The sequence below is a fragment of the Stenotrophomonas sp. 22DLJC03 genome, assembly GCF_056861405.1.
The window spans coordinates 675,480-697,909 of record NZ_JBSPUG010000003.1 but is presented as its reverse complement, the minus strand read 5'-3'; the positions used below and the strand labels follow the sequence as shown (position 1 = coordinate 697,909).

At 67.0% G+C, this 22,430-nt stretch carries 18 protein-coding genes; 2 read left to right on the top strand and 16 right to left on the bottom strand.

From position 1 onward, the window contains the following. Nucleotides 1-37 precede the first annotated feature (37 nt). A complete protein-coding gene (locus AC13GA_RS13905; RefSeq protein WP_482998368.1) occupies nucleotides 38-1,081 on the top strand; it encodes an oxidoreductase in 1,044 nt (347 codons plus the stop codon). Between the two features lie 244 nt (nucleotides 1,082-1,325). Here the strand turns inward: AC13GA_RS13905 and gnd are convergent, their stop codons facing one another. The 8 genes from gnd to AC13GA_RS13865 form a co-directional block, all read right to left on the bottom strand. Then, nucleotides 1,326-2,231: a phosphogluconate dehydrogenase (NAD(+)-dependent, decarboxylating) gene (gene gnd / locus AC13GA_RS13900; RefSeq protein WP_482998367.1), complete on the bottom strand. Its 906-nt coding sequence runs from the start codon at nucleotides 2,229-2,231 to the stop codon at nucleotides 1,326-1,328. A 10-nt stretch (nucleotides 2,232-2,241) separates the two neighbouring features. After that, nucleotides 2,242-3,477: a hypothetical protein gene (locus AC13GA_RS13895; protein WP_136638983.1), complete on the bottom strand. Its 1,236-nt coding sequence runs from the start codon at nucleotides 3,475-3,477 to the stop codon at nucleotides 2,242-2,244. Nucleotides 3,478-3,494: 17 nt separating this feature from the next. Further along, entirely contained in the window at nucleotides 3,495-4,085 is a 591-nt protein-coding gene (locus AC13GA_RS13890) for a DUF2242 domain-containing protein (protein WP_482998366.1), read from the bottom strand. A 247-nt stretch (nucleotides 4,086-4,332) separates the two neighbouring features. Further along, nucleotides 4,333-6,510: a carboxy terminal-processing peptidase gene (locus AC13GA_RS13885; RefSeq protein WP_046986307.1), complete on the bottom strand. Its 2,178-nt coding sequence runs from the start codon at nucleotides 6,508-6,510 to the stop codon at nucleotides 4,333-4,335. Nucleotides 6,511-6,811: 301 nt separating this feature from the next. Continuing rightward, the gene (gene lipA / locus AC13GA_RS13880) at nucleotides 6,812-7,822 is read right to left on the bottom strand and encodes a lipoyl synthase (protein WP_136638952.1); all 1,011 of its coding nucleotides are present in this window, start codon (nucleotides 7,820-7,822) and stop codon (nucleotides 6,812-6,814) included. Between the two features lie 18 nt (nucleotides 7,823-7,840). Then, a complete protein-coding gene (gene lipB, locus AC13GA_RS13875; RefSeq protein WP_482998365.1) occupies nucleotides 7,841-8,551 on the bottom strand; it encodes a lipoyl(octanoyl) transferase LipB in 711 nt (236 codons plus the stop codon). Further along, nucleotides 8,539-8,817 carry a YbeD family protein gene (locus AC13GA_RS13870; RefSeq protein ID WP_012512125.1) on the bottom strand — a complete coding sequence of 93 codons (279 nt, stop codon included), beginning with the start codon at nucleotides 8,815-8,817 and terminating at the stop codon, nucleotides 8,539-8,541. The genes lipB and AC13GA_RS13870 overlap by 13 nt, the downstream gene beginning before the upstream one ends. A 168-nt stretch (nucleotides 8,818-8,985) precedes the next feature. Then, nucleotides 8,986-9,978 carry a CsgG/HfaB family protein gene (locus tag AC13GA_RS13865; RefSeq protein WP_136638951.1) on the bottom strand — a complete coding sequence of 331 codons (993 nt, stop codon included), beginning with the start codon at nucleotides 9,976-9,978 and terminating at the stop codon, nucleotides 8,986-8,988. A 359-nt stretch (nucleotides 9,979-10,337) separates the two neighbouring features. On the opposite strand from AC13GA_RS13865, the gene AC13GA_RS13860 reads away from it, so the two are divergent. Then, nucleotides 10,338-11,411, top strand: coding sequence for a lipid A deacylase LpxR family protein (locus AC13GA_RS13860; RefSeq protein WP_136638950.1), 1,074 nt, complete (start codon nucleotides 10,338-10,340; stop codon nucleotides 11,409-11,411). A gap of 90 nt (nucleotides 11,412-11,501) precedes the next feature. Here AC13GA_RS13860 and AC13GA_RS13855 read toward each other — a convergent pair whose 3' ends face one another. The 8 genes from AC13GA_RS13855 to mreC all read right to left on the bottom strand — a co-directional run bounded on the left by AC13GA_RS13855 (nucleotide 11,502) and on the right by mreC (nucleotide 22,314). Beyond that, a complete protein-coding gene (locus AC13GA_RS13855; protein ID WP_136638949.1) occupies nucleotides 11,502-12,716 on the bottom strand; it encodes a D-alanyl-D-alanine carboxypeptidase family protein in 1,215 nt (404 codons plus the stop codon). A 100-nt stretch (nucleotides 12,717-12,816) separates the two neighbouring features. Continuing rightward, complete coding sequence (locus tag AC13GA_RS13850) at nucleotides 12,817-14,088, bottom strand: septal ring lytic transglycosylase RlpA family protein (RefSeq protein ID WP_136638948.1); 1,272 nt, start codon at nucleotides 14,086-14,088, stop codon at nucleotides 12,817-12,819. Then, nucleotides 14,085-15,230 carry a lytic murein transglycosylase B gene (gene mltB / locus AC13GA_RS13845; RefSeq protein ID WP_046985795.1) on the bottom strand — a complete coding sequence of 382 codons (1,146 nt, stop codon included), beginning with the start codon at nucleotides 15,228-15,230 and terminating at the stop codon, nucleotides 14,085-14,087. Before mltB ends, AC13GA_RS13850 begins: the two co-directional genes overlap by 4 nt. A 1,065-nt stretch (nucleotides 15,231-16,295) precedes the next feature. Continuing rightward, entirely contained in the window at nucleotides 16,296-17,375 is a 1,080-nt protein-coding gene (rodA, locus tag AC13GA_RS13840; protein ID WP_482998456.1) for a rod shape-determining protein RodA, read from the bottom strand. Nucleotides 17,376-17,534: 159 nt separating this feature from the next. Next, nucleotides 17,535-18,647, bottom strand: a complete 1,113-nt coding sequence (gene rodA, locus AC13GA_RS13835; protein ID WP_046985025.1) for a rod shape-determining protein RodA — start codon at nucleotides 18,645-18,647, stop codon at nucleotides 17,535-17,537. Then, a complete protein-coding gene (gene mrdA / locus AC13GA_RS13830; RefSeq protein WP_136639025.1) occupies nucleotides 18,644-20,719 on the bottom strand; it encodes a penicillin-binding protein 2 in 2,076 nt (691 codons plus the stop codon). Before mrdA ends, rodA (AC13GA_RS13835) begins: the two co-directional genes overlap by 4 nt. Nucleotides 20,720-20,722: 3 nt before the next feature. Further along, nucleotides 20,723-21,208 carry a rod shape-determining protein MreD gene (mreD, locus tag AC13GA_RS13825; protein WP_046985023.1) on the bottom strand — a complete coding sequence of 162 codons (486 nt, stop codon included), beginning with the start codon at nucleotides 21,206-21,208 and terminating at the stop codon, nucleotides 20,723-20,725. Beyond that, nucleotides 21,205-22,314 carry a rod shape-determining protein MreC gene (gene mreC, locus AC13GA_RS13820; protein ID WP_136639026.1) on the bottom strand — a complete coding sequence of 370 codons (1,110 nt, stop codon included), beginning with the start codon at nucleotides 22,312-22,314 and terminating at the stop codon, nucleotides 21,205-21,207. The genes mreD and mreC overlap by 4 nt, the downstream gene beginning before the upstream one ends. Between the last annotated feature and the right edge of the window lie 116 nt (nucleotides 22,315-22,430).

Below are 22,430 nucleotides of genomic sequence, written 5' to 3'. Positions count from 1 at the left end.
CGTTTACCCTGCCCTTCCCCACTGCCGGAGCTCTGCCATGCGCCCCGACCTGCAACTGGCCCTGATCGGCTACGGCCTCGCCGGCCGCGTCTTCCATGCGCCCCTGATCCAGCACACGCCCGGCCTGGTGCTGCACAGCATCGTCAGTTCGCAACGCGACACGCTGCTGCGCGCGTTCAGCGACGTGCACGTGCGTGCCACGCCGCAGGAAGTGTTCGGCGATCCTGCAGTGGATGCGGTAGTGATTGCCACACCGAACGAACAACACGCTCCGCTGGCCATCGCGGCGTTGGCCGCGGGCAAGCACGTGCTGGTCGACAAACCGTTCGCGCTGGACGTGGCCGAAGCGGAAACGGTACTGGCTGCGGCGCGCGACGCCGGGCGCATCGCTACGGTGTTCCAGAACCGGCGCTTCGACGCCGACTTCCTCACCCTGCAGGCACTGCTGGCGCAAGGCGTGCTGGGTGATGTTGCCGAATGCCACGCGCACTTCGACCGTTACCGGCCGCAGGTGCGCGACCGCTGGCGCGAGCAGGATGGCCCCGGCAGCGGCCTGTGGTACGACCTGGCACCGCACCTGCTGGACCAGATGCTGGAGCTGTTCGGCTGGCCACAGTCGATCGATGCCGATCTGGCCGTGCAGCGCGAAGGCGGCAGCGGCATCGATTACTTCCATGCGGTGCTGCACTACCCACGGCATCGCGCAATCGTGCATGCCGGTTCGCTGGTTGCGGCGCAGACACCACACTTCAGCGTGCATGGCAGCAAGGCCAGTTGGATCAAGCACGGCCTTGACGTGCAGGAAGCGCAGTTGCGGCGTGGGGTTGCGCCGGGGGCGCCAGGCTGGGGCATCGATCCACGGCATGGTGAGCGGGTGCAATGCGATGCGGAGGACAACGTGCAGCGCAGTACTGTCGACAACCTGCCCGGTGACTACCGGCGGTTGTATGCGCAGTTCGCGGCGGCGATGCATGGTGACGGCGAAGCGACGGTCAGCCCGATGCAGGCGCTGCAGCTGATGCGGTTGCTGGAGGCGGGGATGGTCAGTGCGCGCGAAGGGCGGCGGGTTCAGTTGGGGTGACCGGCAGGGCTGCGCCCTGCACCTGCCGAATCAACGGCAACGTCAACGTCAAAGCAATAGCTGGCTATCCATGTGATGGCGGGGGGGCCGCTCACGCCCCCGCAACCGGACCCACTCCGCCTTCGACAGTTATCCGCGCCCGACGGTAGGTGTCGACCTTGGTCGACACATCGACGTGGAAACCATTGGCTTCATGGGGTCAGAGCCCTTTCCTGCGGAAAGGGATCCGACCCCACCGCAGTGATTACGACTTCTTGATGGCATGGCCGCCGAATTCGTTGCGCATCGCCGACAACAGGCGGTCGGTGAACGAATTCGATTCACGCGAGCGCAGGCGTTCCAGCAGCGACAAGGTGATCACCGGCGCCGGTACATCCAGTGCGATCGCTTCGGCAACCGTCCAGCGACCTTCGCCGGAGTCTTCCACGTACGGTGCAATGCCATCCAGCGACGGATTGCGCTTGAGCGCCTCGGTGCTAAGGTCCAGCAGCCACGAACGCACCACGCTGCCGTGGCGCCACACCTCGGCCACCTGGGCCAGGTCCAGCTCCATTTCCTGCTTGCGCTCCATCAGTGCGAAGCCTTCGGCGTAGGCCTGCATCATTCCGTACTCGATGCCGTTGTGGACCATCTTGGTGAAGTGGCCGGCGCCGGACGGGCCGACACGCGCCCAGCCGCGGTCTTCGGCCGGTGCCAGCGTGCGCAGCAGCGGTGCGACCTGCTCCACCACCGACGCTTCGCCACCGACCATCAGGCTGTAGCCTTCCTGCAGGCCCCACACGCCACCGCTGGTGCCGCAGTCGACATAGCCCAGGTCGTCCTCGGCCAGCGCCTTGGCGCGGCGGATCGAGTCCTGGTAGTTGGAGTTGCCGCCATCGATGACGATGTCACCCTCGGCCAGGTGCGGGGTCAGCTGGCCCAGGGTCTGGTCGACGGTTTCGCCGGCCGGCACCATCAGCCACAGCACGCGCGGTACCGGCAGGGCGGTGACGGCCGCGGCCAGCGAATCAACCACTTCCAGGCCGGCCTCGGCAGCGCGCTGGCGGGCGCCCTCGCCCGGGTCGTAGCCGACCACGCGGTGGCCGCCGCGATGCAGGCGCTGGGCCATGTTGGCGCCCATGCGGCCGAGGCCGATCATTGCAATGTCCATTGTTTCACCTTCAGTTGGGGTCTAGGGTCAGGCTGCCTGGCCTGCCGGTAGCCGCGCAGTGGCGCAGCTGCGCCTCGCGCCAACGCCGGTAGAGCGTGGTATGCAGATTGTGCACCGCCAGATCGATCGAAAACGGCGTTCGCGGGTTGCGATCAAGCAGGCGGGCGATGTGGTAGCCGATGGGACGTATACCGCGCGGGTGCACATAGATCACGAACTGCTGGTAGAACGGATCGTCCAGCAGCTGGTCCATTCGCGCGAGCGTGTCGTGGTAGCGCGGTTCCAGCCGTGCACGAAGGTCCGGGTCGCGCTCGAACAGCAGCCGCTCGAAGTAGCGCCGGCCGACGCGCGGAATACGCTGCGCCAGCGTCCACAGTTCGGCATTGCGCTGGTCGTACCAGGCCAGGCCGCCATGCTCAGCCAGTGCCTGCGCGGCGCCCTCGCCCACCTCGACCACGACGAAGTTCTCGGCCTGGTTGCTCAGGTCATCCAGCGTGCCCTTGTCATACACATGCTCGATGAAACCGGGCACGCCAACGAAGGCCTGCCGCCCCATCGCCGACGTGCGCACCGCCTTGCCATCGGCGAAGAAATCGCCGGCATGCGCGCCAAGCAGGATGCTGTCGGTCTTGTGCAGGGCGAGGAAGGTGCCGATCGACAGTTCATCCGCTGCGAACTCAGTATCGAACGCAGCATCGCCATACAGCTCTCGTTGCGTGGCCAGCTGCGCGACCTGGCGGCCGACCCCGCATTCGGCACGCACGGCACCGCTGTAGAACGCCTGCAGCGCCTGACTGTTGCCCGCGCTGGGCACGAAGCCGCGGCCGAAACTACGCGTGCGCTGCCAGCCCTGTGCCTGCGCGCCCTCCAGTCCGAAGCCGATCCAGCCCAGCTGCGGGCCGGAGAAGCGGAAGGCCGGGTTGTCCTGCAATGCCGAGGCCGTACGTTGCGTGGCTGCCCCCAACTGGAAGGCATAGGCGCAGACCGTGGCCGGATCGTCCAGCAGTTGCTGCAGCAGCGCCTGTCGAGCCTGGGTCGGCAATGCCGTCGGCCAGCGCACGCGCAGATCACCTGCCGCCTGCGCTTCAGCCAGCGACGCACGCGTGCACACCGGACCACCCTGCACCTGTGGCGCGGCCACCGTCGCCTCGTCGAATTGCCAGCCCAACCGCTGCAGCAGGCCCTGCGTGCAGTCGATGGGAGCTGCCGTGACCAGCGGCGGGGCCAGCAACAGGGCCACGCACATGAACCTGCCGCGCACGCTCAACCCTGGTCCAGGCTGGCCGGTGCGGGTTCCGATGGTGCGGTCGGAGGCGGCGCGGGCGGGGCTGCGGCCGCCGGCAGATACTGCTGCAGGCGCTGGAAGAAGCGGCGATAGAACTCGGCATCGGTGACCGTGCTGCTGGCCACTTTCACCAGCGAGTCGTCATTGCTGCCGAACGGCAGCGACACCGAGCCCAGCGCACCGACACCGACACTGGCTGAGGTCGGGCTCTTCTTCAGCGCGTAGCGGTCCTGCACCGCGCTGACGAACACCAGCGTCTGGCTGCCACGCGGCGCGCAGGAGATGCGCAGCACCAGCTGTTCGTGGTCATCCTCGCGCGGCTGGAAGTTCTTGTTGCCTTCCACCTGTGTGTCGTCGGAACGGGCGATTGCGTAGCCCTGGCTGAGCAGCGTGCGCCGCGCAGCCTCGCAGGCGTCAGCCGCGCGGCCATCGACGGTGCGCGAGAAGGTATCGCCGGAATCAAAGGATTCGCGCAGCACGGTGCTGTCGGCGGCACGACCACCGCAGGCCGACAGGATCAGGGCGCTGGCGAGCGCCACGGCAGCACTGGAAAAACGGGAGGCCCGCATGGGTACTCCTGCGAGGACAGTACGGCCAAGGGTAGTCCCGCGCCCGTGTGCGGCAGGTCGAAAGTACGCCCACCAGACCCCGTCGTTGCGGCCTGTTCATGCACCGGTAGCGCCGGGCCATGCCCGGCGGAAGCGCGCGATCCACTTCGCTCGCCGGGCATGGCCAGGCGCCACTTGGAATGAGGTCCTCAAACGCAAAGGGGCCGGCAATGCCGGCCCCTCGGGTATCTAACGTCGTCGCCCCGGCTCAGTCAGCCCAGCGACCGGCTCCAGTGGACTGCGGCAGCACCTGCGCCGACAGCGGGCGATCGTTGGCCAGCAGGTTCACCGCATCGGACAGGATCGACGCGGACTCGCGCAGCAGCGGGTCCGGACGCTTCTCGGCAGCCTTTTCGCGGGCGGCATCCTTGACGATGTCGCGCTCGTTGCCGGTCAGACCGTCATCGCTACTGTCATCGGCCAGCGGGTCCAGGGCCAGGCCCAGTTCCTTGCGCATCACCTGGCGCTCCTTGCGCTGGGTGTCCTGGCGCTCACGCTCTGCGCGACGGGTGGCCTCGTTGAGCGAGATGTACTTCTTCGCGGCCTCGGTGCGGAACTGCTGCACGTCCTCGTTCCACCACTGGAATTCCTTGTCGGCGGCAATGCGCGCGTCATGGCGGGTTTCCAGCTTCGGCAGCAGCGGCGCGAAGTTGCCGTACTGGGTGTGCGGCACGGCGGCGATGCGGGTCCACGGCAGCGCGTTGTCGTAGGTGCTCTCGCCGAATTCGGTTGCATCGACGCTGGCCGGGAACGCCAGGTCCGGCACCACACCCTTGTGCTGGGTGCTGCTGCCGCTGATGCGGAAGAACTGGGCGATGGTCAGCTTGACCTGGCCGAAGCGCTGGGTTTCGCCACTCGGCCAACGGTCGAGGTCGACGATGTTCTGCACGGTGCCCTTGCCGAAGCTGGTCTCACCGATCACCAGTCCACGACCGTAGTCCTGGATGGCGCCGGCGAAAATCTCGGAGGCAGAGGCCGAACCACGGTTGATCAGCACCGCCAGCGGGCCGTCCCAGGCCACGCCCTGGTTGCGGTCGCTGTTGACGGTGATGCGACCACCGGATTCACGCACCTGCACCACCGGGCCCTGCTCGATGAACAGACCGGTCAGTTCAATGGCTTCATCCAGCGAACCACCGCCGTTGTTGCGCAGGTCCAGCACCACGCCGTCCAGCTTGTCGTTCTTGAAGCCGGCCAGCAGCTTGGCCACGTCGCGGGTCGCCGAAGCGTAGTCGGCGGCATTACGGCGACGGCCTTCGAAGTCCTGGTAGAAGGTCGGCAGCTTGATCACGCCGATCTTGCGTGCCGGCTCGCCGTTGGCAGCCGGAATGCTCATGGTCTCGCCCTTGGCGGCCTGTTCGGCCAGGCGCACCTTCTGCCGGGTCAGCACCAGGGTGTGGTGCTTGCCGTCGGCACCTTCGGCCGCCGGAATGAACTCCAGCTTGACCTCGGTGTCCTTGGCGCCGCGGATCTTGGCGACGACATCGTCGATGCGCCAGCCGATCACGTCCTCGACCAGGCCGGACTTGCCCTGGCCAACGCCGACAATGCGGTCACCCGGCTTCAGCGTGCCGTCCACCGCCGCCGGACCACCGGCGATGATCTCGCGGATCACCACCACGTCGTCCTGGCGCTGCAGCTGCGCGCCGATACCTTCCAGCGACAGCGACATCGCCTGGTTGAAGTTCTCGGCGGTGCGCGGGGTGAAGTAGTCGGTATGCGGATCGACCGCGCTGGTGTACGAATTCATGAAGAACTGGAAGACGTCTTCGCCCTTCAGTTCGTTGACCGATTTCTGCAGCGTCGCATAGCGCTTGTCCAGCGTCTTGCGGATGTCGTCCGGCTTCTTGCCGGCCAGCTTCAGGCGCAGCCAATCGTTCTTGACCGACTTGCGCCACAGCTCGTCCAGTTCGGCACTGCTGGCCGCCCACGGCACCTTCTTGCGGTCGTATTCGAAGCGCTCGTCGGCGGTGAAGTCCGGCTCCTGCTTGAGCAGCCTGCGTGCATACGCCACGCGTTCGCCGACCCGCTGCTTGTACACGGCAAACACCTGGAACGCCGGCTCCAGCTCGCCACCACGGATGGCCGAGGAAATGTTCGCCTCGAACGGCGCGAAGCGCGCCACGTCGGCCTGGGTGAAGTACTGCTTGCCGCCGTCCAACGTTTCCAGGTAACGCTTGAACACGTCCTTGGAAGTGGCCTCGTCCAGCGCGCGCGGCCGATAGGCGTAGCGGCTGTCGGACAACAGGCCGTACACCAGCTTGGAGGTGGTCACCTGATCGGCAGTTGCCGCTGCGGGCAATGCAGGCGAGTCGGCCTTGGCCGCCAGCGCCAGCGGCGCGACCAGCGCCAGGGCCATCAGGAATGCGGGGGCTTTGAATTTCATTGACGTGCTCGAAGGCGCCTTGCCAAGGGGGAGACTGCGGGGTGTTCAGACACCACGACAGTGCCGAAAGTTGCCGGGTTTGTCACCCGGCCGCGCTCGGTGGAAAACCAGCCTAGCGGGGCCGGTGTAGCAAATTGTGAATGCAGGCGAAGGCACGGCCGAGCCCTTGCTCGGCAAGCCGTCAGCAAGCAGCCGAGCATGGGCTCGGCTCTATAGCAGGCAAAGGCGTGCGAACCAAGGTTCGCACCCACCGGGACGGTTCGCACCCACCGAAGGTGGCGGGCCGCGCCCGCCTGGGGCCTCAGGAGACCCCTGCGCCCTTGGCCTGGACGTCGGCGTGGTACGACGAGCGCACCATCGGGCCGGAGGCCACGTGGCTGAAGCCCAGCTCGTAGCCGTAGTCTTCCAGCGCCTTGTAGTCTTCCGGCGTCCAGTACTTCAGCACCGGATGGTGGTGCGCGGTCGGCTGCAGGTACTGGCCAATGGTGATCATGTCCACGTCATGCGCGCGCAGGTCGCGCATGGTGGCCTTGATCTGTTCGAACTCTTCGCCCAGGCCCAGCATGATGCCGCTCTTGGTCGGCACCTCCGGATGCTGCGCCTTGAAGTTCTTCAGCAGGTTCAGCGACCACTGGTAGTCCGCACCCGGACGCACGTTGCGGTACAGGTCCGGCACGGTTTCGATGTTGTGGTTGAACACATCGGGCGGGTTCTGCGCCAGGATCTCCAGCGCGCGCTCCATGCGGCCCTTGCCACGGAAGTCCGGGGTCAGCACTTCGATGCGGGTGCCCGGCGACTTCTCGCGGATGGCGGTGATGCAGTCGACGAAGTGCTGGGCACCGCCGTCGCGCAGGTCATCGCGGTCGACGCTGGTCACCACCACGTACTTCAAGCCCATGTCGGCCACGGTCTGGCCGAGGCTGGCCGGCTCGTTGGCATCCGGCGGCTTCGGGCGGCCATGGGCGACGTCGCAGAACGAGCAGCGGCGGGTGCAGACTTCGCCGAGGATCATGAACGTTGCCGTGCCGTGGCCGAAGCACTCGTGGATGTTCGGGCAGCTGGCTTCCTCGCACACCGTCACCAGGCGGTTCTCGCGCAGCTTGGCCTTCAGGTTCTGCACCGCATTGCCCGAGGGAATGCGCACGCGGATCCAGGACGGCTTGCGCAGCACCGGCGCGTCGGCGAACTGCACCGGCGAGCGGTTGATCTTGTCACCGCCCAGCTGCTTGACCCCGGCCTGCAACGGCGCGGCGGACGGAGAATCGCCCTGCACGATCTGCAGGGGAATGGAACGGGCGGTGGATTCAGTCATGGCAGTTCCGGGTGGCGGTCAGGCGGCCGCAGAAAAATCAGGCAGTTCGGGCGTGTGCTGCAGCAGCAGGCCGAACTGGCGGGCCAGGTGGTCCAGCAGCACCGGCTTGACGGCATCCATCCCGGAGGGGCCACCCAAGTCTACCACCGAGGTCACCTGCAACCCCTGATAGCCACAGGGGTTGATACGGTGGAAGGGTTCCAGGTCCATGGCCACGTTGAAGGCCAGGCCGTGGAAGGTGCAGCCACGGCGCACGCGGATGCCGAGCGCGGCGATCTTGGCGTTACCGACATAGACGCCGGGGGCGCCCTCGCGGCGCTTAGCGCCGATGTTCCATTCGGCGAGCGTGTCGATGATCGCCTGTTCGATGCGGCACACGTAGTCGCGCACGCCGATACCCAGCCGCGGCAGGCGCAGCAGCGGATAGACCACGATCTGGCCGGGGCCGTGGTAGGTCACCTGGCCACCACGATCCACGTGCAGCACCGGGATCTCACCCGGCGCCAGCACGTGCTCATCCTTGCCAGCCTGGCCGAGAGTGAACACCGGATCGTGCTCGACCACCCACAGCTCGTCGGCATCGGCGTCGCCACGCTGGTCGGTGAAGCGCTGCATGGCACGCCACACCGGCTCATAGGCCTGGCGACCGAGATCACGGACCAGCGCCGGACGCGGCGCGCGGTGCTCAGGGGCGGCTTCGGCCGGGCAGCTGTCGGCTACAGCGTCCACTTCACTTCCGGATGGTCACGCAGTGCCTGGTGCGCCAGATCGTACTGTTCGCGGCTCTCGGCCTTGAACACCATGCGCACAGACACGTACTTGCCGTTGGTCGAGTGCTTCCAGCTGATGCGTTCATTGACCACATCGATACCGGCAGCCAGCAGCAGGCGGGGAAGCTCATGTTCCAGGCCGCGGTTGGCCGGGCCCATCGCGCTGAGCTCGAACTGGCCGGGGAACTGGAAGCCGTGGTCGGGGTTGTCGGACTTGATTTCCATGCCCCCATTATCGGGCCGCAGGGCAACAAACCCAAGAGTATTCATCAACGTCAAACGCGGCATCTGCGGGCCGCTGCGTTGCAAGGGGGCCTACACATGGAAAAGGCCGGCCCGTGAAGGCCGGCCCCTGGCAGGACACATACCGCACGCGGCCGGTATGCAGGCCGCTTACTTGGCCGTTTCCATCAGGGTGGAGTTGACCCAGCCCTTGTTGCCCATTTCGTCTTCCACTTCCCACATCGTGCCTTCCTTGACACCGGTGGGGTACAGCAGCATGCCCGGCTCCAGCGAGCGTACCGGCGCGCCGGTGCCCTTGGCATTGGCCAGCAGGCGACCGGCCTTGAGCATGGTCACGGCCTGGCCGGCGTTGGCGGCCGACGCATTGGCCGGAAGGCCACCCAGCTCGGCCACCATGTTGGTGTAGGCCTGCAGGTAGGCCAGGGTGATCACCTGGCCGATTTCGGTATTGGCATAGCCGCCCACGCCCATGGCCCCGATGCCGCCGCCGCCGAACAGGCCGCCACCAGCGCCCCAGCCCAGGTCGGTCTTCTTGGAGTTGCCCTCGACAATGGCCACCTGCTCGGAGGAGCGCACGTCGGTCAGGGTCAGGGTCACGTCGGCGGTCTTGCTGCGGAAGTTCAGCCCGCCGACCACGGCACCGGCCTTGCCGCCGATCAGGCCACCCAGCAGGCCACCGATGGCGTTGCCGCCGGAGTTGCTGTTCTGCGAGATCAGGTCGGGCACCAGCACGTAGTCGGCGGCACGGATCTGGCCCTTGCCGATGTTGGAGCGGCCGCGCAACTGGCCTTCGCTGGCCAGCGCGCGCTCAGCCTGGGCCGCCGCCATGCCGACCCCACGGTCCACCAGCGTGAAGCACTTGGACTTGTTGACGAACACCTTGATCAGCTTCGAAGGCGCCGGCAGCTGCTGGCCGGTCCACCAGTTCACAACGTCTTCCGGCTCGATCACCGAGATGGAGCCCAGCGGCTTGGTGCACACCGGAATCTCGGCCTGGCCCTTCTTGCTCTGCTCCTGGGCAGAGGTACGGCTGTTGGCAAAACTGTCACGCAGGCCAGCCGAAGCCGGGGCACTGATGGCCACCAGACCGACACCCAGCAGCGCGCAGGCCAGCGCATGGGCGAGCGAATTCGATTTGTTCATTTGAGTCATCCAGCACCTCGCCGACGGCGAAGCACAATCCATGGGTTGAGAAAGGGTCTGGGACCTGAATCCTTTGCGACGCCCCCCAGGCGTCGGCGCAGAGAATAGGGCAAGGTGCCCCCAACCACAACCGCAGCTGACTGGACGTGCGGTTTGGCCCCCGCCGGGGCGCGCGACCGGTCCCGAGCACGGGGCCACCGGCACCCGTCCCTGCCCGCAGTCCCCCACATTCCGTATCACATCGTGTCGGATGGACAATGTTGTTTTCGGAACAGACAAGTGAGCGCCGTGTGGTCGTTTCACGGACCGCCTGGGGGTACCGTGTCGCGGCTGAAAACGACAAATAGAATCCGCCCCCCATGAGCCCCCCTTCCAAACGCTGTTTCGCAGCCTTCGGGCTGTCTGGCCTGCTGGCCACCGCCCTCCCCCTTGCTGCCCAGGCAGCTGAACAATGTGGTCCGGACGCGATGCGCGACCATCCGCCGCAGATCAACTTCCGCGTCGACAACGACCTGTTTGGCGGCCGCCACCAGGACCAGGGCTATACCAACGGCGCGCAGCTGACCCTGGTCTCGCCGAATCTGGTCGACTACACCGATGACCCGTGCCTGCCGCGTATGGCGCGTTGGGTGAACCAGTACCTGGAAGGCCTGCACCCGGGAAAGTTCGAACAACAGAACATGATCTTCAGCATCGGCCAGGGCATCTTCACCCCGACCGACCCGACGCGCCGCGACCTGATCGAGGATGACCGCCCGTATGCCGGTGTGCTGCTGGCCAGTTTCGGCTTCAACGCGCGCAGCGGCGACCGCCTGCAGACCACCCAGCTGGCGCTGGGCGTGGTCGGCCCGTGGGCGCAGGGCAAGCAGGTGCAGGATGCGGTGCACAACATCCTCAACGACAAGAAGTTCGAAGGCTGGGACAACCAGCTGCACAACGAGCCGGTGTTCATGCTGACCCACGAGCGCATGCGGCGCTGGCCGGCCGATGCCAGCGTCAATGCCGGCGGCTGGGGCTGGGATGCGATCAGCCACTACGGCGGCGCGATCGGCAACCTGGAAACCAAGGCCAACGCCGGTGGCGAAGTGCGCTTCGGCTGGAAGCTGCCCGACGACTTCGGCAGCACGCCGTTGCGCCCGGCCGGCGAAAACACCGCGCCGACACGTGGTGGACGTGCCAGCGGCTGGTCGTGGCACATGTTCTTGACCACCGACGCGGCGTGGGTGATCCGCGACATTACGCTGGACGGCAACACGTTCCGCAGCAGCCACAGTGTGGACAAGCGCCACGTGGTCGCACAGGGCGGTTATGGCATTGCAGTGATGCGCGGCCGTTGGAAGTTCGCGGTGGCGCGCTACCACAGCACCCGCGAATTCGATGGCCAGCGCCAGTCGCCCGTGTTCGGCAGCTTCACCATCAGCCGGTCGCTGTAAGGTAGTTGCCGACCGTTGGTCGGCACACCGATTCCAACGAAAAAGGCCGGCATTCGCCGGCCTTTTTCGTTCACCACGCCAAGGCGTGGATCATTCCGATTCCCACCACATCCAGAAGCTGTCCCACAGGCGCTTGAAGAAGCCGGCCTGCTCAACGGCAGCGACCGCCACCAGCGGCGCTTCGGCCACCAGCTTGCCATCCAGCATCACCTTCACGGTGCCGATCTGCTGGCCGGCGGTGAACGGTGCTTCCAGGGTCTTGGGTACGTCGATGCTCGGCTTCAGGTCGTTGTAGCGACCGCGCGGCACGCTCACCAGCATCGGCTGGGCCACGCCCAGCTGCACCTTGTCGGTGGTGCCCTTCCAGACCTTGTGCTCGGCCACGGCCTTGCCCGGCTCATACAGGCGGTGGGTCTCGAAGAAGCGGAAGCCCCAGTTCAGCAGCGCCAGGCTGTCGTCGGCACGCTGCTTTTCCGAAGCGCCACCCAGCACCACGGCCACCAGGCGCTGGTCGCCGCGCTGGGCAGAGCTCATCAGGCAGTAACCGGCTTCCGAGGTGTGGCCGGTCTTGATGCCGTCCACGCTGCCATCGCGCCACAGCAGCAGGTTGCGGTTCGGCTGCTTGATGTTGCCGACCTGGAATTCCTTGATCTTGTTGTACGCGTAGGTTTCCGGGTAGTCGCGCACCATCGCGCGGCCCAGCAGGGCCAGGTCGTAGGCGCTGCTGTGATGGCCCGGGGCGGTCAGGCCGTGGGCGTTCACGAAGTGCGAGTTCTTCATGCCGATCTTGGCAGCGTAGCTGTTCATCAGCGAAGCGAAGGCTTCTTCGCTGCCGGCCACGTGCTCGGCCAGGGCGATCGCGGCGTCATTGCCGGACTGGATCGCCATGCCCTTTTCCATGTCTTCCAGGCGTGCAGTCTGGTTGACCGGGAAGCCGCTGTAGCTGCCATCGGTACCCGCGCCACCTTCGCGCCAGGCGCGCTCGCTCATCATCACCTGGTCGTCCGGACGGACCTTGCCGTTCTTGACCTCGGCGGCGATCACGTAGGACGTCATCACCTTGGTAATGCTGGCCGGGGCCAGCTGTTCGTTGATGTTTTCACCAGCCAGCACCTGGCCGGTTGCGTAATCCATCAGCACCCAGGCTTTGGACACGCTGGGCGCGGGTGCCGGCGGGGTGGCGACGGTGGCCGGGGCAGCGGCGGCAGGCGCCGGCGTGGCCGGGGTCGGCAGCGGCGTCTGGGCGGAGGCCAGGCCCACCACCAGGGTGGCGGCCAGGGCGGTGGCGGCGGAACGGAAATTCATTGGACAGCAGGCTCCAGGGGACGGCCGGGAATGGAGGGTGGAACGTAACGGCCATTGTAAGGCCGGGGGAGCATGGGCCGGCAGCACCGGCCCGGGCGGATCAATCCTTGACGATCTGCGGCGAACCCAGGCCCAGACCGGCGATGCGGCCGGCAAGTTCCGCGGCACTGGCATGGTCGCTGGCGGGAACGCGCAGGCGGAACAGGGTGCGGCCACCGGCAGCGATGTCGCTGATGGTCGCGCCGACGATACCGGCGGCGTTGAGCTGGCCCATCGCGCGGTTGGCGTTGTCGCGGCTTGAGAAACTGGCGACCTGCACCATCACCGCGCCCACTACCTGCTGCGACAGGCTGGGTGCCGCTGGCGTGGTGCGGACCGGCGCCGGCGCAACAGCACGCGGCGTGGTGCTGGCAACGACCGCCTGTGCCGGCGCGGTGCCGCGTACCGGCGGCGCACTCGGCGGCAGGCTGCTGACCGCCACGTCCGGCACGGTGCTGGCCACGCCCTGGGTGGTGGCCGGCTGGCCGCGCGCCGGCATGCCCTCGGCAGGAAGGCCCTTGACCAGGCGATCGATGTCACTGTCGGCGGCGGCACGTGCGCCCGGTACCGGCCGCGCACTGGCCACCGCAGTTGCCGCAGCGGCGGCTTCCGCAGCCCGGCGTTCGCGACGAGACGGCTTCTGCGCCATCAGGTTGCTTTCGCCCGGCTGCAGCGCGCGCACTTCGACGTTGCCGGTGCCGCGCTGGGTAATGCCCAGGCGCACGGCGGCCGCATAGCTGAGATCGACCACGCGGCCGTCGTGGAACGGGCCACGGTCATTGACGCGCACGATCACCGATTCGCCGTTGTCCAGGTTTGTCACGCGGGCGAAGCTGGGCAGCGGCAGCGTCTTGTGCGCGGCGGTGAACTGGTACATGTCGTAGACCTCGCGGTTGGAGGTCAGGCGGCCATGGAACTTGGCACCGTAGTACGACGCGGTACCGCGCTCGACATAGTTGCGGGTGTCGTCGAGCACCTTGTAGGACTTGCCCAGCACCACGTACGGGGTCTTGTTGCCGATCGCCGAGCGTTCTTCCGCGGTTACTTCCGGCTCGGGGATGCAGGCCACGTTGGGAATGTAGTCTGGCGTGCTGTCACGCACGCCCGGCTTGTACAGGCCACCGGCAGTGTAGTTGCCGCGGGTATTGAGGTCTTCCTTGGCGGCCGCATACGGCGAGCCCTCCGGGCAATGCGCCGGGCGTGAGCCACGGCCCTGCACCAGCGTACCGCCGGACTTGCCGCCATGGCCGGCCGTGGCCGGCTTCTTCGGCGCGCTGCTGCAGGCAGCCAGCGCGAGGACGATCAAGCCTGGGACCAGCCATCTGATGTTCATGCCGGGGGCAGCTCCTGTCCGGCGATGGCCTGGGACAACTGGAACACGGCCATCGCGTACATCTTCGAGAGGTTGTAGCGGGTGATCGCGTAGTAGTTCTGGAAGCCCAGCCAGTACTGCTTGCCGGCGCTGCCTTCAAGGGTGATCGGGGTAGCGGTGGCGCCCGGCTGTACCGCTGCGTTCGGCTGGTAGCCGCGCTGCGCCAGATCGGCCAGCGACCAGGTGGGCATCCACTCGGTCGGGTTGAATTCCTCGCGGCCAGCAGCCAGCGTTGCTGGCACGGCGACCTGGCCACCACGTACCCAGCCGCCCTTCTTCACGAAGTAATTGGCGATGGACGAGAACACGTCGTCATAGCTGGTGAACAGGTCGCGGCGACCATCGCCGTTGCCGTCAACGGCGTAATCCAGATAGCTGGACGGCATGAACTGGCCCATGCCCATCGCACCGGCATAGCTGCCCTTGAGCGTAGTGATGTCCAGGTTTTCTTCGCGGCCCAGCTCGAACAGCTTGGCCAGCTCATCGCGGAAGAACAGTTCGCGGCGCACTTCGCGCTCCAGCTTGGCCGGGTCGCCACTGCGCGGGTAATAGAACGCCAGCGTGTACAGCGCATCGAGCACGCGATGGCTGCCGGCGTTCTTGCCGTAACTGGTTTCCACGCCGATGATCGCCACGATCACTTCAGCCGGCACCCCGGTGCGCTGCTGCACGCGATCCAGTTCGGCACGGTGCTGGGCCAGGAACGCGCGGCCGCCATCGATGCGTGCCTTGCTGATGAACATCGGCCGGTATTCGTTCCACGGCTTGACCCGTTCGGCCGGGCGCGACATGGCGGCGATGATCGGCTGGCGCACCTGCGCCTGGTCGAGCACGCTGCTGATCTGCTCCGGCTTCAGGCCGTAGCGCTTGGCGGTATCGGCAATGAACCGTGCCCGCGCAGTCTCGAACGGGACCGGGGTGAGGTCGACCGGCGGCGCGGTGGCAGCGGTGGCTTCAGGCGCGGCCTCGGCCGGGCCATGGGCCTTGGCGGCAGGTTGGCGCGGCGTACTGCTGGCCTGGGGCGAAGACGGTGGGGACTTCGGCTGGGTCGCGCAGGCGACCAGGCCGAGGGTGAGCATGCAGGCCAGAGTGCGTCGAATCATCGTCGCAGGTTAGCAGGTCATGGATGAATTAAAACCCCTAACACCATGAATCACAACGATTTGCCTGCGAGCAGCGGGAAATGTGAAGACCTCGTGATCCCGTTTCCCCATTCAGATAGAGGTTGCCGGTTGCGTCCCCATCCCCGCAGACGCAACCGGCGACCGGATCCGGTCGGTACCTGCGCGGCTGCCGCTCCCCAGTGGCAGTACCCCGCGCTCCCTGTACCCGTTGGACCAGTACTGCTTCCCGCCCGACGCCCCCTCGCGCTGCAACGATTGACGGCGCGCCGTGCCGAACGGGCCGCCATTGTGCAGGCCGATTACGACAAGTCCATTGATCAGGATCAACGCGCTGTAAAAGTGTGAACCAGATAACGTTTTTTACGGACTTTGGTCGGCGGGCGTGCTGCCGTGCATCGTCGTGAGAACGCTTCCACAACGGGCGTTGCGCAGAGTCAGGAAGTTTCCATCCAACGGCGCAGCCCCTCGTGGGTGGTGTCTGGTTGGTCGTGGAAAGCAGAAGCCGTGGGTGGGCCGGTCGGGCTGGGTGCGCGGGGGACGCCGTGAATCCGTCCCTGGAGGCTTGGCAGCCGCATCCATGCGGCTGACACCCCCGCGTACCCAACCCGACCGCCCTCTGACAGATTTCGGAGGTCTGCCACCCACGGAGAAGAAAGAGAAGATCAAAAGCGGGTCGCGCGCTGCGCTTGCTCGTGAGCCGAGCATGGCTATGCCGGTCGTCCTGACCGGCACCCTTCGGGCCGTCGCCGTGGGCGACGTTGGCAGCGGCTCCTGCCGCTGCCTTCGGCTCTACACAAGGCAAGGAAGCGACCCGCCAGGCCGTTTTTGCTTTTGATCTTCTCTTTCTTCTCCGTGGGTGGACGCGCACGGAACCTGTCCGTGGCCGGGTAGATGGGCTGCGCAGGGGCGTGAGCCGCATGGATGCGGCGACCGAGCTTACATGGACGTACTTGCAGCGCCCCCTGCGCAGCCCATCTACCCGGCCCCACCGATGAACTGCTTTGCGCGACCACCCACGAGGGGCTGCGCCGTTGGCTGGAAACCCTATCCCCCGTGCACCGGCCGGTGCCCACGTACCGCCATCACCAATCCGATACCGGCCAGCAGCGAGACCGCCGATGTCCCGCCGTAGCTGATCAACGGCATCGGAATGCCCACCACCGGCAGCAGGCCGGAAATCATTCCACCGTTCACCAGTACGTAGACGAAGAACGCCAGCCCCAGGCTGCCGGCCAGCAACCGTGCATGGGTGTCGCGCGCCTGCACCGCGATCCACAGGCAGCGCCCAACCACAAATAGATAGAGTGCGAACACTGTCGCCACGCCGATCCAACCGAACTCCTCGGCGAGCACTGAAAATGCGAAGTCGGTCGTGTACTCGGGCAGGAAATCCAGTGTCGCCTGCGTACCCTGCCCCCAGCCACGGCCCTGCCAGCCTCCGGAGCCGATGGCGATGCGAGACTGCAGGATGTTCCAGCCGGTGCCGAGCGGGTCCGCCGCTGGGTCAAGGAAGGTCAGCACGCGATCCTTCTGGTACTGCCGCAGCAGTCCGAACCACGCCAGTGGCGCGGCCACCGCCAGCCCCGCCGCACCCGTCGCCACCCAGCCCCAGTGCAGGCCGGCCAGCAACAACGCAAACACGCCGCTGGCGGTCACCAGCGTGGCGGTGCCGAGGTTGGGCTGCATCAAGATCAGAACCGCTGGCACGCCAATCAGCACCACTGCGGTGAGTACCGAGCGTGGCGACGGCGGCAACGGCTGCCGATGCAGGTACCAGGCCATCATCAACGGCAGGCTGAGCTTGAGCAGTTCGGACGGCTGCAGGTAGAACACGCCCAGGTTGAGCCAGCGCTGCCCGTACTTGCCGGTGCCGATCACATACACCGCCATCAGCGGCAGCATCGACAGTGCATACAACGCAGGCGTCCATGCGCGCAGACGCAGCAGCGAGACACGCGACAGCAGCCACATTGCCAACAGACCACCGGCAAAGCGCGCCGCCTGCCCGGCCACTGGTCCGGACACGCTGTGAAGCACCGCCAGGCCGGCGGCCATCAGGATTAACAGCGCGACCAGCAACGGCAGATCGATCGTGCGCACCGCCTCACGGCAGCCGCCAAGCATACGTTTCCATTCCACGCGGCCACGGTAGCAACGGGCGCTTGCGTGAAGCTGTCATGGTGCTTCTGCGTTTGTAGCGTCGAGCCATGCTCGACTGCTTCCGAGCTGTGGGGTCAGATCCCTTTTTCCTGTGGAAAAAGGGATCTGACCCCACAGCCGGACTCAACCGTAGCCGCCGTGCACCGGGTTGTGACTGCGCACGGCCATCACCAGCCCGAAGCCGGCCAGCAGCGAAACCGCCGAGGTGCCGCCGTAGCTGATCAGCGGCATTGGCACGCCCACCACCGGCAGCAGGCCGGAAATCATCCCGCCGTTGACCAGCACGTAGACGAAGAACGCCAGCCCGGTGGCACCGGCCAGCAGGCGCGAATAGGAGTCGCGTGACTGGCTGGCAATCCACAGGCAGCGACCGATCACCACCAGGTACAGCGCCAGCACGGTGGCCACGCCGATCCAGCCGAATTCCTCGCTCAGTACCGAGAACGCGAAGTCGGTGGTCTGCTCGGGAATGAAGTTGAGGTGCGACTGCGAGCCTTCGCCCCAGCCCTTGCCATCGAAGCCGCCGGAGCCGATCGCGATCTTCGACTGGATGATGTTCCAGCCTGCGCCCAGTGCATCCATCTCCGGATCCAGGAACATCATGATGCGGTCCTTCTGGTAGGGCCGCAGCAGCCAGAACCAGGCCACCGGTGCGACCGCTGCCACGCCACCCACGCCCAGGCCAACCCACCACCACGGCAAGCCGGCCAGCAGCAGCACGAACACGCCACTGGCAGCGATCAGCACGCCGGTGCCGAAGTCGGGCTGCAGCATCACCAGGCCGGTCGGCACACCAATGATGACCAGGGCAACCAGCACCGTGTTGAAGCGCGGCGGCAGCGGCATCTTGTGCAGGTACCAGGCCACCATCATCGGCAGGCTGACCTTCAGCAGTTCGGCCGGCTGCAGGTAGAAGAATTTCAGGTCCAGCCACTGCCGACCGTACTTGCCGGTGCCAAGCACGAACACTGCCAGCAGCGGAATCATCGAGATCGCATAGATCATCGGCGTGGCCGAGCGGATGCGCAGGATCGGCACCCGCGAGATGCCCCACAGCGCGGCCATGCCCACCGCGAAACGCGCGCCCTGGGCCATCACCAGGCTGTCGCCGCCTGCGCTCTTGAGTGTCGCCAGACCGATCACCATCAACGCGCCCAGCGCCAGGCACAACACCCAGTCCAGCGTGCTGAAGAAGCGGCGCAGCATGTCGCCGGCCCAGCGCAGGAATACTTTCATCGCGCGGGCTCCGCGGCGGTCGGGCGTGGTGTGACCGGCAGTGCGGCGGCAGCCGGCGTACCCGGCTGTGGTGCAGGTACCGGTTCCGGCGCAGGCACGCCGACCAGCACCGGGTGCTCACCCATCTGTCCGGCGGCGAGGTCGCCCGCCTGACGCGCCCCCACGTCTTCGTTGTCGAACGCGGTGGCGCCGATGGCGGTGGTACCGCGCTCGCTGTCCAGCGGCTGCATGCCTTCAGGCATCTTGCCCAGCAGGTAGGCATCAAACACCTTGCGTGCAATCGGTGCGGCGGCCGCACCGCCGTAACCCCCACCTTCCACCGCGATCGCCAGCGCGATCACCGGCTGATCGACCGGCGCGAAACCGACGAACAGCGCGCGGTGGCGCAGGTGCATCGGCAGACTCTTCGGGTTCACTGCGGCGGTGCCCTTGCGGCTGACGACCTGCGCGGTACCGGTCTTGCCTGCCATCGTATAGGGTGCGCCGGCTGCCATCCGCGCAGCGCTGCCGCCTGGCAGCATGGTGGCCATCATGCCTTCGCGCACCGCCTGCAGGTTGTTCGGGTTCGGGCTGACCGGCTTGCTCTCGCCCGGGTCGGTGGCCATCCAGTCATGGTCGAAACCTGCACGTTGCTGGATCACCAGGTGCGGCGTGCGCAGCTGCCCGTTGGCCAGCCCACTGACACCCCGCGCCAGCTGCAGCGGAGTGACCTTCCAGTCGCCCTGGCCGATGCTGATGTTGACCGTGTCGCCGGGGTACCAGGCTTCCTTGCGGCTCTTCCGCTTGTAGGCCGGCGACGGCAGGATGCCGCCGATCTCGCCGGTCAGGTCGATGCCGGTCGGCTGGCCGAAGCCGTAGTACTCCATGTAATGGTCGAAGCGCTCGATGCCCAGGTCCAGCGCGAGCTTGTAGTAGTAGGTGTTGACCGACTGCGCGATGGATTTGCGCAGGTCGGTCCAGCCATGGCCGCCGCGATGCGAGTCACCCCAGCCACGCGAGGTGCCGGGCAGGTAGAACATGCCGGTGGAAAGCACTTTGTCTTCCGGCCGGCGCACGCCCGAATCGAGGCCGGCCAGCCCGATCAGCGGCTTCAGCGTGGAACCGGGCGCGACGCCACCGAGCACCAGGCGGTTGAACTGCGGCCGCGACGGGTTGTCGTTCAGCGCCTTGAAGTCGGCATGGGAAATACCGTTGACGAACAGGTTGGGGTCGTAGGACGGCAGGCTGACCATTGCCAGCACCTCTCCGGTGCGCGGGTCCATCGCCACGGCCGAGCCTTCCTGTTCGCCGAAGGCGGCCACCATTGCGCGCTGCAGGTCGGCATCGATCGACAACCGCAGGTCGGCGCCGGACTGCGCGGCGACGCGGCCGATCGTACGGATCGCACGGCCCTGTACGTTGGTCTCGACCTGTTCGTAGCCGACCTTGCCGCGCAACTGCTGCTCGTAATAGCGCTCCAGCCCGGACTTGCCGATGTGGGTCAGGGCTGCATTGCCCTCGCCGAGGATCTCCAGATCCTTTTCATCGACGCGGCCGACGTAGCCGATGATGTGCGCGAACAGGTCACCGTACGGGTAGCGCCGGGTCAGATAGGGTTCCAGCTCGACGCCGGGGAAACGCCAGCGATCGACCGCGAAGCGCGCCATCTCCTCGTCGCTCATGCGCAGCTTCAGCGTGACCGGCAGGAACTTGCGGCGCGCCTTGCGCGACTTGTCGAACGCTTCCAGCTCTTCTGGGCTGATGCTGATGATCTTCGCCAGCCCTTCCAGGGTGGCATCCATGTCCTTGACCTTGTCCGGGGTCACGTCCAGGCGGAAGGCTGGCACGTTCTCCGCCAGCAGGCGGCCGTTGCGGTCGTAGATCATCCCGCGCCCGGGCACCACCGGCCGCGGCTTGATGCGGTTGGCTTCCGAGCGGGTGGCGTAGACGTCGTGGTCCAGCACCTGCAGCTTGAAATACCAGCCGCCCAGGCCCAGCAGGCAGACCAGCACGCCGAGGAAACCCAGCGCCGCGCGACGGCGGAACTGCTCGGCTTCGGCGTGCGGATTCTTGACCTGGCGGCGCGGGATCATGGCTCAGCGCCCGCGCTTGCCGAAGCGCACCGCGTCCAGCAGCACGAACACCAGCGGCCACAGGCCCATGCCCAGCAACGGCGCCCACCAGTACGACCACGGCAGGGTCGGCTCACCCACCAGGATGTGGACCAGCGCACTGACGATGCGGTCGTTGAACAGCAGGCCGCCGATGGCCAGCATCTGCTGCGACATCGGGAAGAAGCGGATGCGGGCACGGAAGCGCTGCAGGATGAAGGCCAGCATCACCAGCCGCAGCGCCTGTTCTCCCAGCACGCCGCCGTACAGCAGATCGGCGATGACGCCACTGGCGAAGGCAATGCCCAGGCCGACACGCTCGGGCGCTTCGATCACCCAGTAGGCCAGCACCAGCGCCAGCCAGTAAGGGCGCAGCGGCTGCAGCAGTGTCGGCAACGGCAACAGGCCGAGCAGCAGGGCCACTACCAGGCTGGCCGGAAGCACCCAGGGGTTGTCGCGCAGGCGGCTCATCGCTGGGCCTCCGGCTGCGGCTGGGTGGGTTGCGGTTGCCGGCCAGCGGCCGGCACTACCGGAGCAGCAGGATCAAGCGACGATGCCGGGGCCACCGTCGGCGTCGCAGACGGAGCCGGCGACCGGCCCACAGCCGGTGCGGGCGTTGCAGGTGCGGGTGTCGGCGTGGCTGTGGCCGGTGCGGTTGCCGCCGGCACAGTTCCGCCCGCGGCCGGGCCACCCGGGGCGGTCTCTTCCAGCTGCAGGCGCAGTTCCGGCGGGATGCGGATCGCCGCACCCGGGCGCAGCAGCAGCACGTCGCGGCCACGGTCGAGCTGGGCCGCCGGCTTCAGTTCGCCGACCAGGAAGGCATGGGTGTCGTCCGGGCGCAGGCCGGTGATGGTGCCGACCGGGAAGCCCGCCGGGAATCGACCGCCGAGGCCGGAGGTGACGATCTCGTCGCCCACTTCCACGCCGGCGCTGAGCGGGATGTCGCGCAGTTCCAGTTTGTCACCGCGGCCATAGACGATCAGGCGCACGCCGTTGCGGGCCACGGTGACCGGCACCGCGTGGTCAGGGTCGGTCAGCAGCAGCACCGTGGAGGTGCTCCCGGTGACGCTGATCACCTGGCCCATCAGACCGCCGACATCGATCACTGCCTGGCCGACGTGCACGCCCTCGCGGCTGCCGGCATCCAGCACCAGGCGCTGTTTCACCGGGTCCAGGTCGATGTCCAGGATCGGCGCCAGCTGCACGTCCAGGCCACTGCGCTCGGCCACGTTCAGCAGCTCGCGCAGCTGTGCGTTGTCCAGCGCGGCGGTCTGCAGCCGGGTCAGGCGAGCGTTGGCCAGCAGCAGCTGGTTGCGCAGTTCGCGGTTCTCGGTCACCAGCTGGCTGTGGCTGGCCGCAGAATCCTTGACTTGGTTGCCGAGCTTGCCTGGCAGGCCGGCCAGTGCCCACACCGGCTGCACCAGGCTGTTGGCCTGCCCGCGCAGGCGCGCCAGCCAGCCGGCCTGGTCGTCAAGCACGATCAGGGTGATGGCCAGTGCGAGGTAAGCCAGCAGCCGCAGCGGGCTGGCGGCATCACCGGATCGGGAAGCGACGGGAGGTCCGGCGTAGGGCGGCACGGCAACGATTCAACTGGCAGAAGGCGGAGGGGAAACACGCGGACGCCCCGCCGGTGCCGACCCGCCATCATGGCGGGCCGCACCCCGGAGGGGCGCTGCGGGCGCAGGCAGCCGGG

Coding starts and splice junctions, on each gene's coding strand:
- AC13GA_RS13905 (WP_482998368.1), top strand. CDS start 38: ATGCGCCCCGACCTGCAACTGGCCCTGATCGGCTACGGCCTCGCCGGC.
- gnd (WP_482998367.1), bottom strand. CDS start 2,231: ATGGACATTGCAATGATCGGCCTCGGCCGCATGGGCGCCAACATGGCC.
- AC13GA_RS13895 (WP_136638983.1), bottom strand. CDS start 3,477: ATGTGCGTGGCCCTGTTGCTGGCCCCGCCGCTGGTCACGGCAGCTCCC.
- AC13GA_RS13890 (WP_482998366.1), bottom strand. CDS start 4,085: ATGCGGGCCTCCCGTTTTTCCAGTGCTGCCGTGGCGCTCGCCAGCGCC.
- AC13GA_RS13885 (WP_046986307.1), bottom strand. CDS start 6,510: ATGAAATTCAAAGCCCCCGCATTCCTGATGGCCCTGGCGCTGGTCGCG.
- lipA (WP_136638952.1), bottom strand. CDS start 7,822: ATGACTGAATCCACCGCCCGTTCCATTCCCCTGCAGATCGTGCAGGGC.
- AC13GA_RS13870 (WP_012512125.1), bottom strand. CDS start 8,817: ATGGAAATCAAGTCCGACAACCCCGACCACGGCTTCCAGTTCCCCGGC.
- AC13GA_RS13865 (WP_136638951.1), bottom strand. CDS start 9,978: ATGAACAAATCGAATTCGCTCGCCCATGCGCTGGCCTGCGCGCTGCTG.
- AC13GA_RS13860 (WP_136638950.1), top strand. CDS start 10,338: ATGAGCCCCCCTTCCAAACGCTGTTTCGCAGCCTTCGGGCTGTCTGGC.
- AC13GA_RS13855 (WP_136638949.1), bottom strand. CDS start 12,716: ATGAATTTCCGTTCCGCCGCCACCGCCCTGGCCGCCACCCTGGTGGTG.
- AC13GA_RS13850 (WP_136638948.1), bottom strand. CDS start 14,088: ATGAACATCAGATGGCTGGTCCCAGGCTTGATCGTCCTCGCGCTGGCT.
- mltB (WP_046985795.1), bottom strand. CDS start 15,230: ATGATTCGACGCACTCTGGCCTGCATGCTCACCCTCGGCCTGGTCGCC.
- rodA (WP_482998456.1), bottom strand. CDS start 17,375: ATGCTTGGCGGCTGCCGTGAGGCGGTGCGCACGATCGATCTGCCGTTG.
- rodA (WP_046985025.1), bottom strand. CDS start 18,647: ATGAAAGTATTCCTGCGCTGGGCCGGCGACATGCTGCGCCGCTTCTTC.
- mrdA (WP_136639025.1), bottom strand. CDS start 20,719: ATGATCCCGCGCCGCCAGGTCAAGAATCCGCACGCCGAAGCCGAGCAG.
- mreD (WP_046985023.1), bottom strand. CDS start 21,208: ATGAGCCGCCTGCGCGACAACCCCTGGGTGCTTCCGGCCAGCCTGGTA.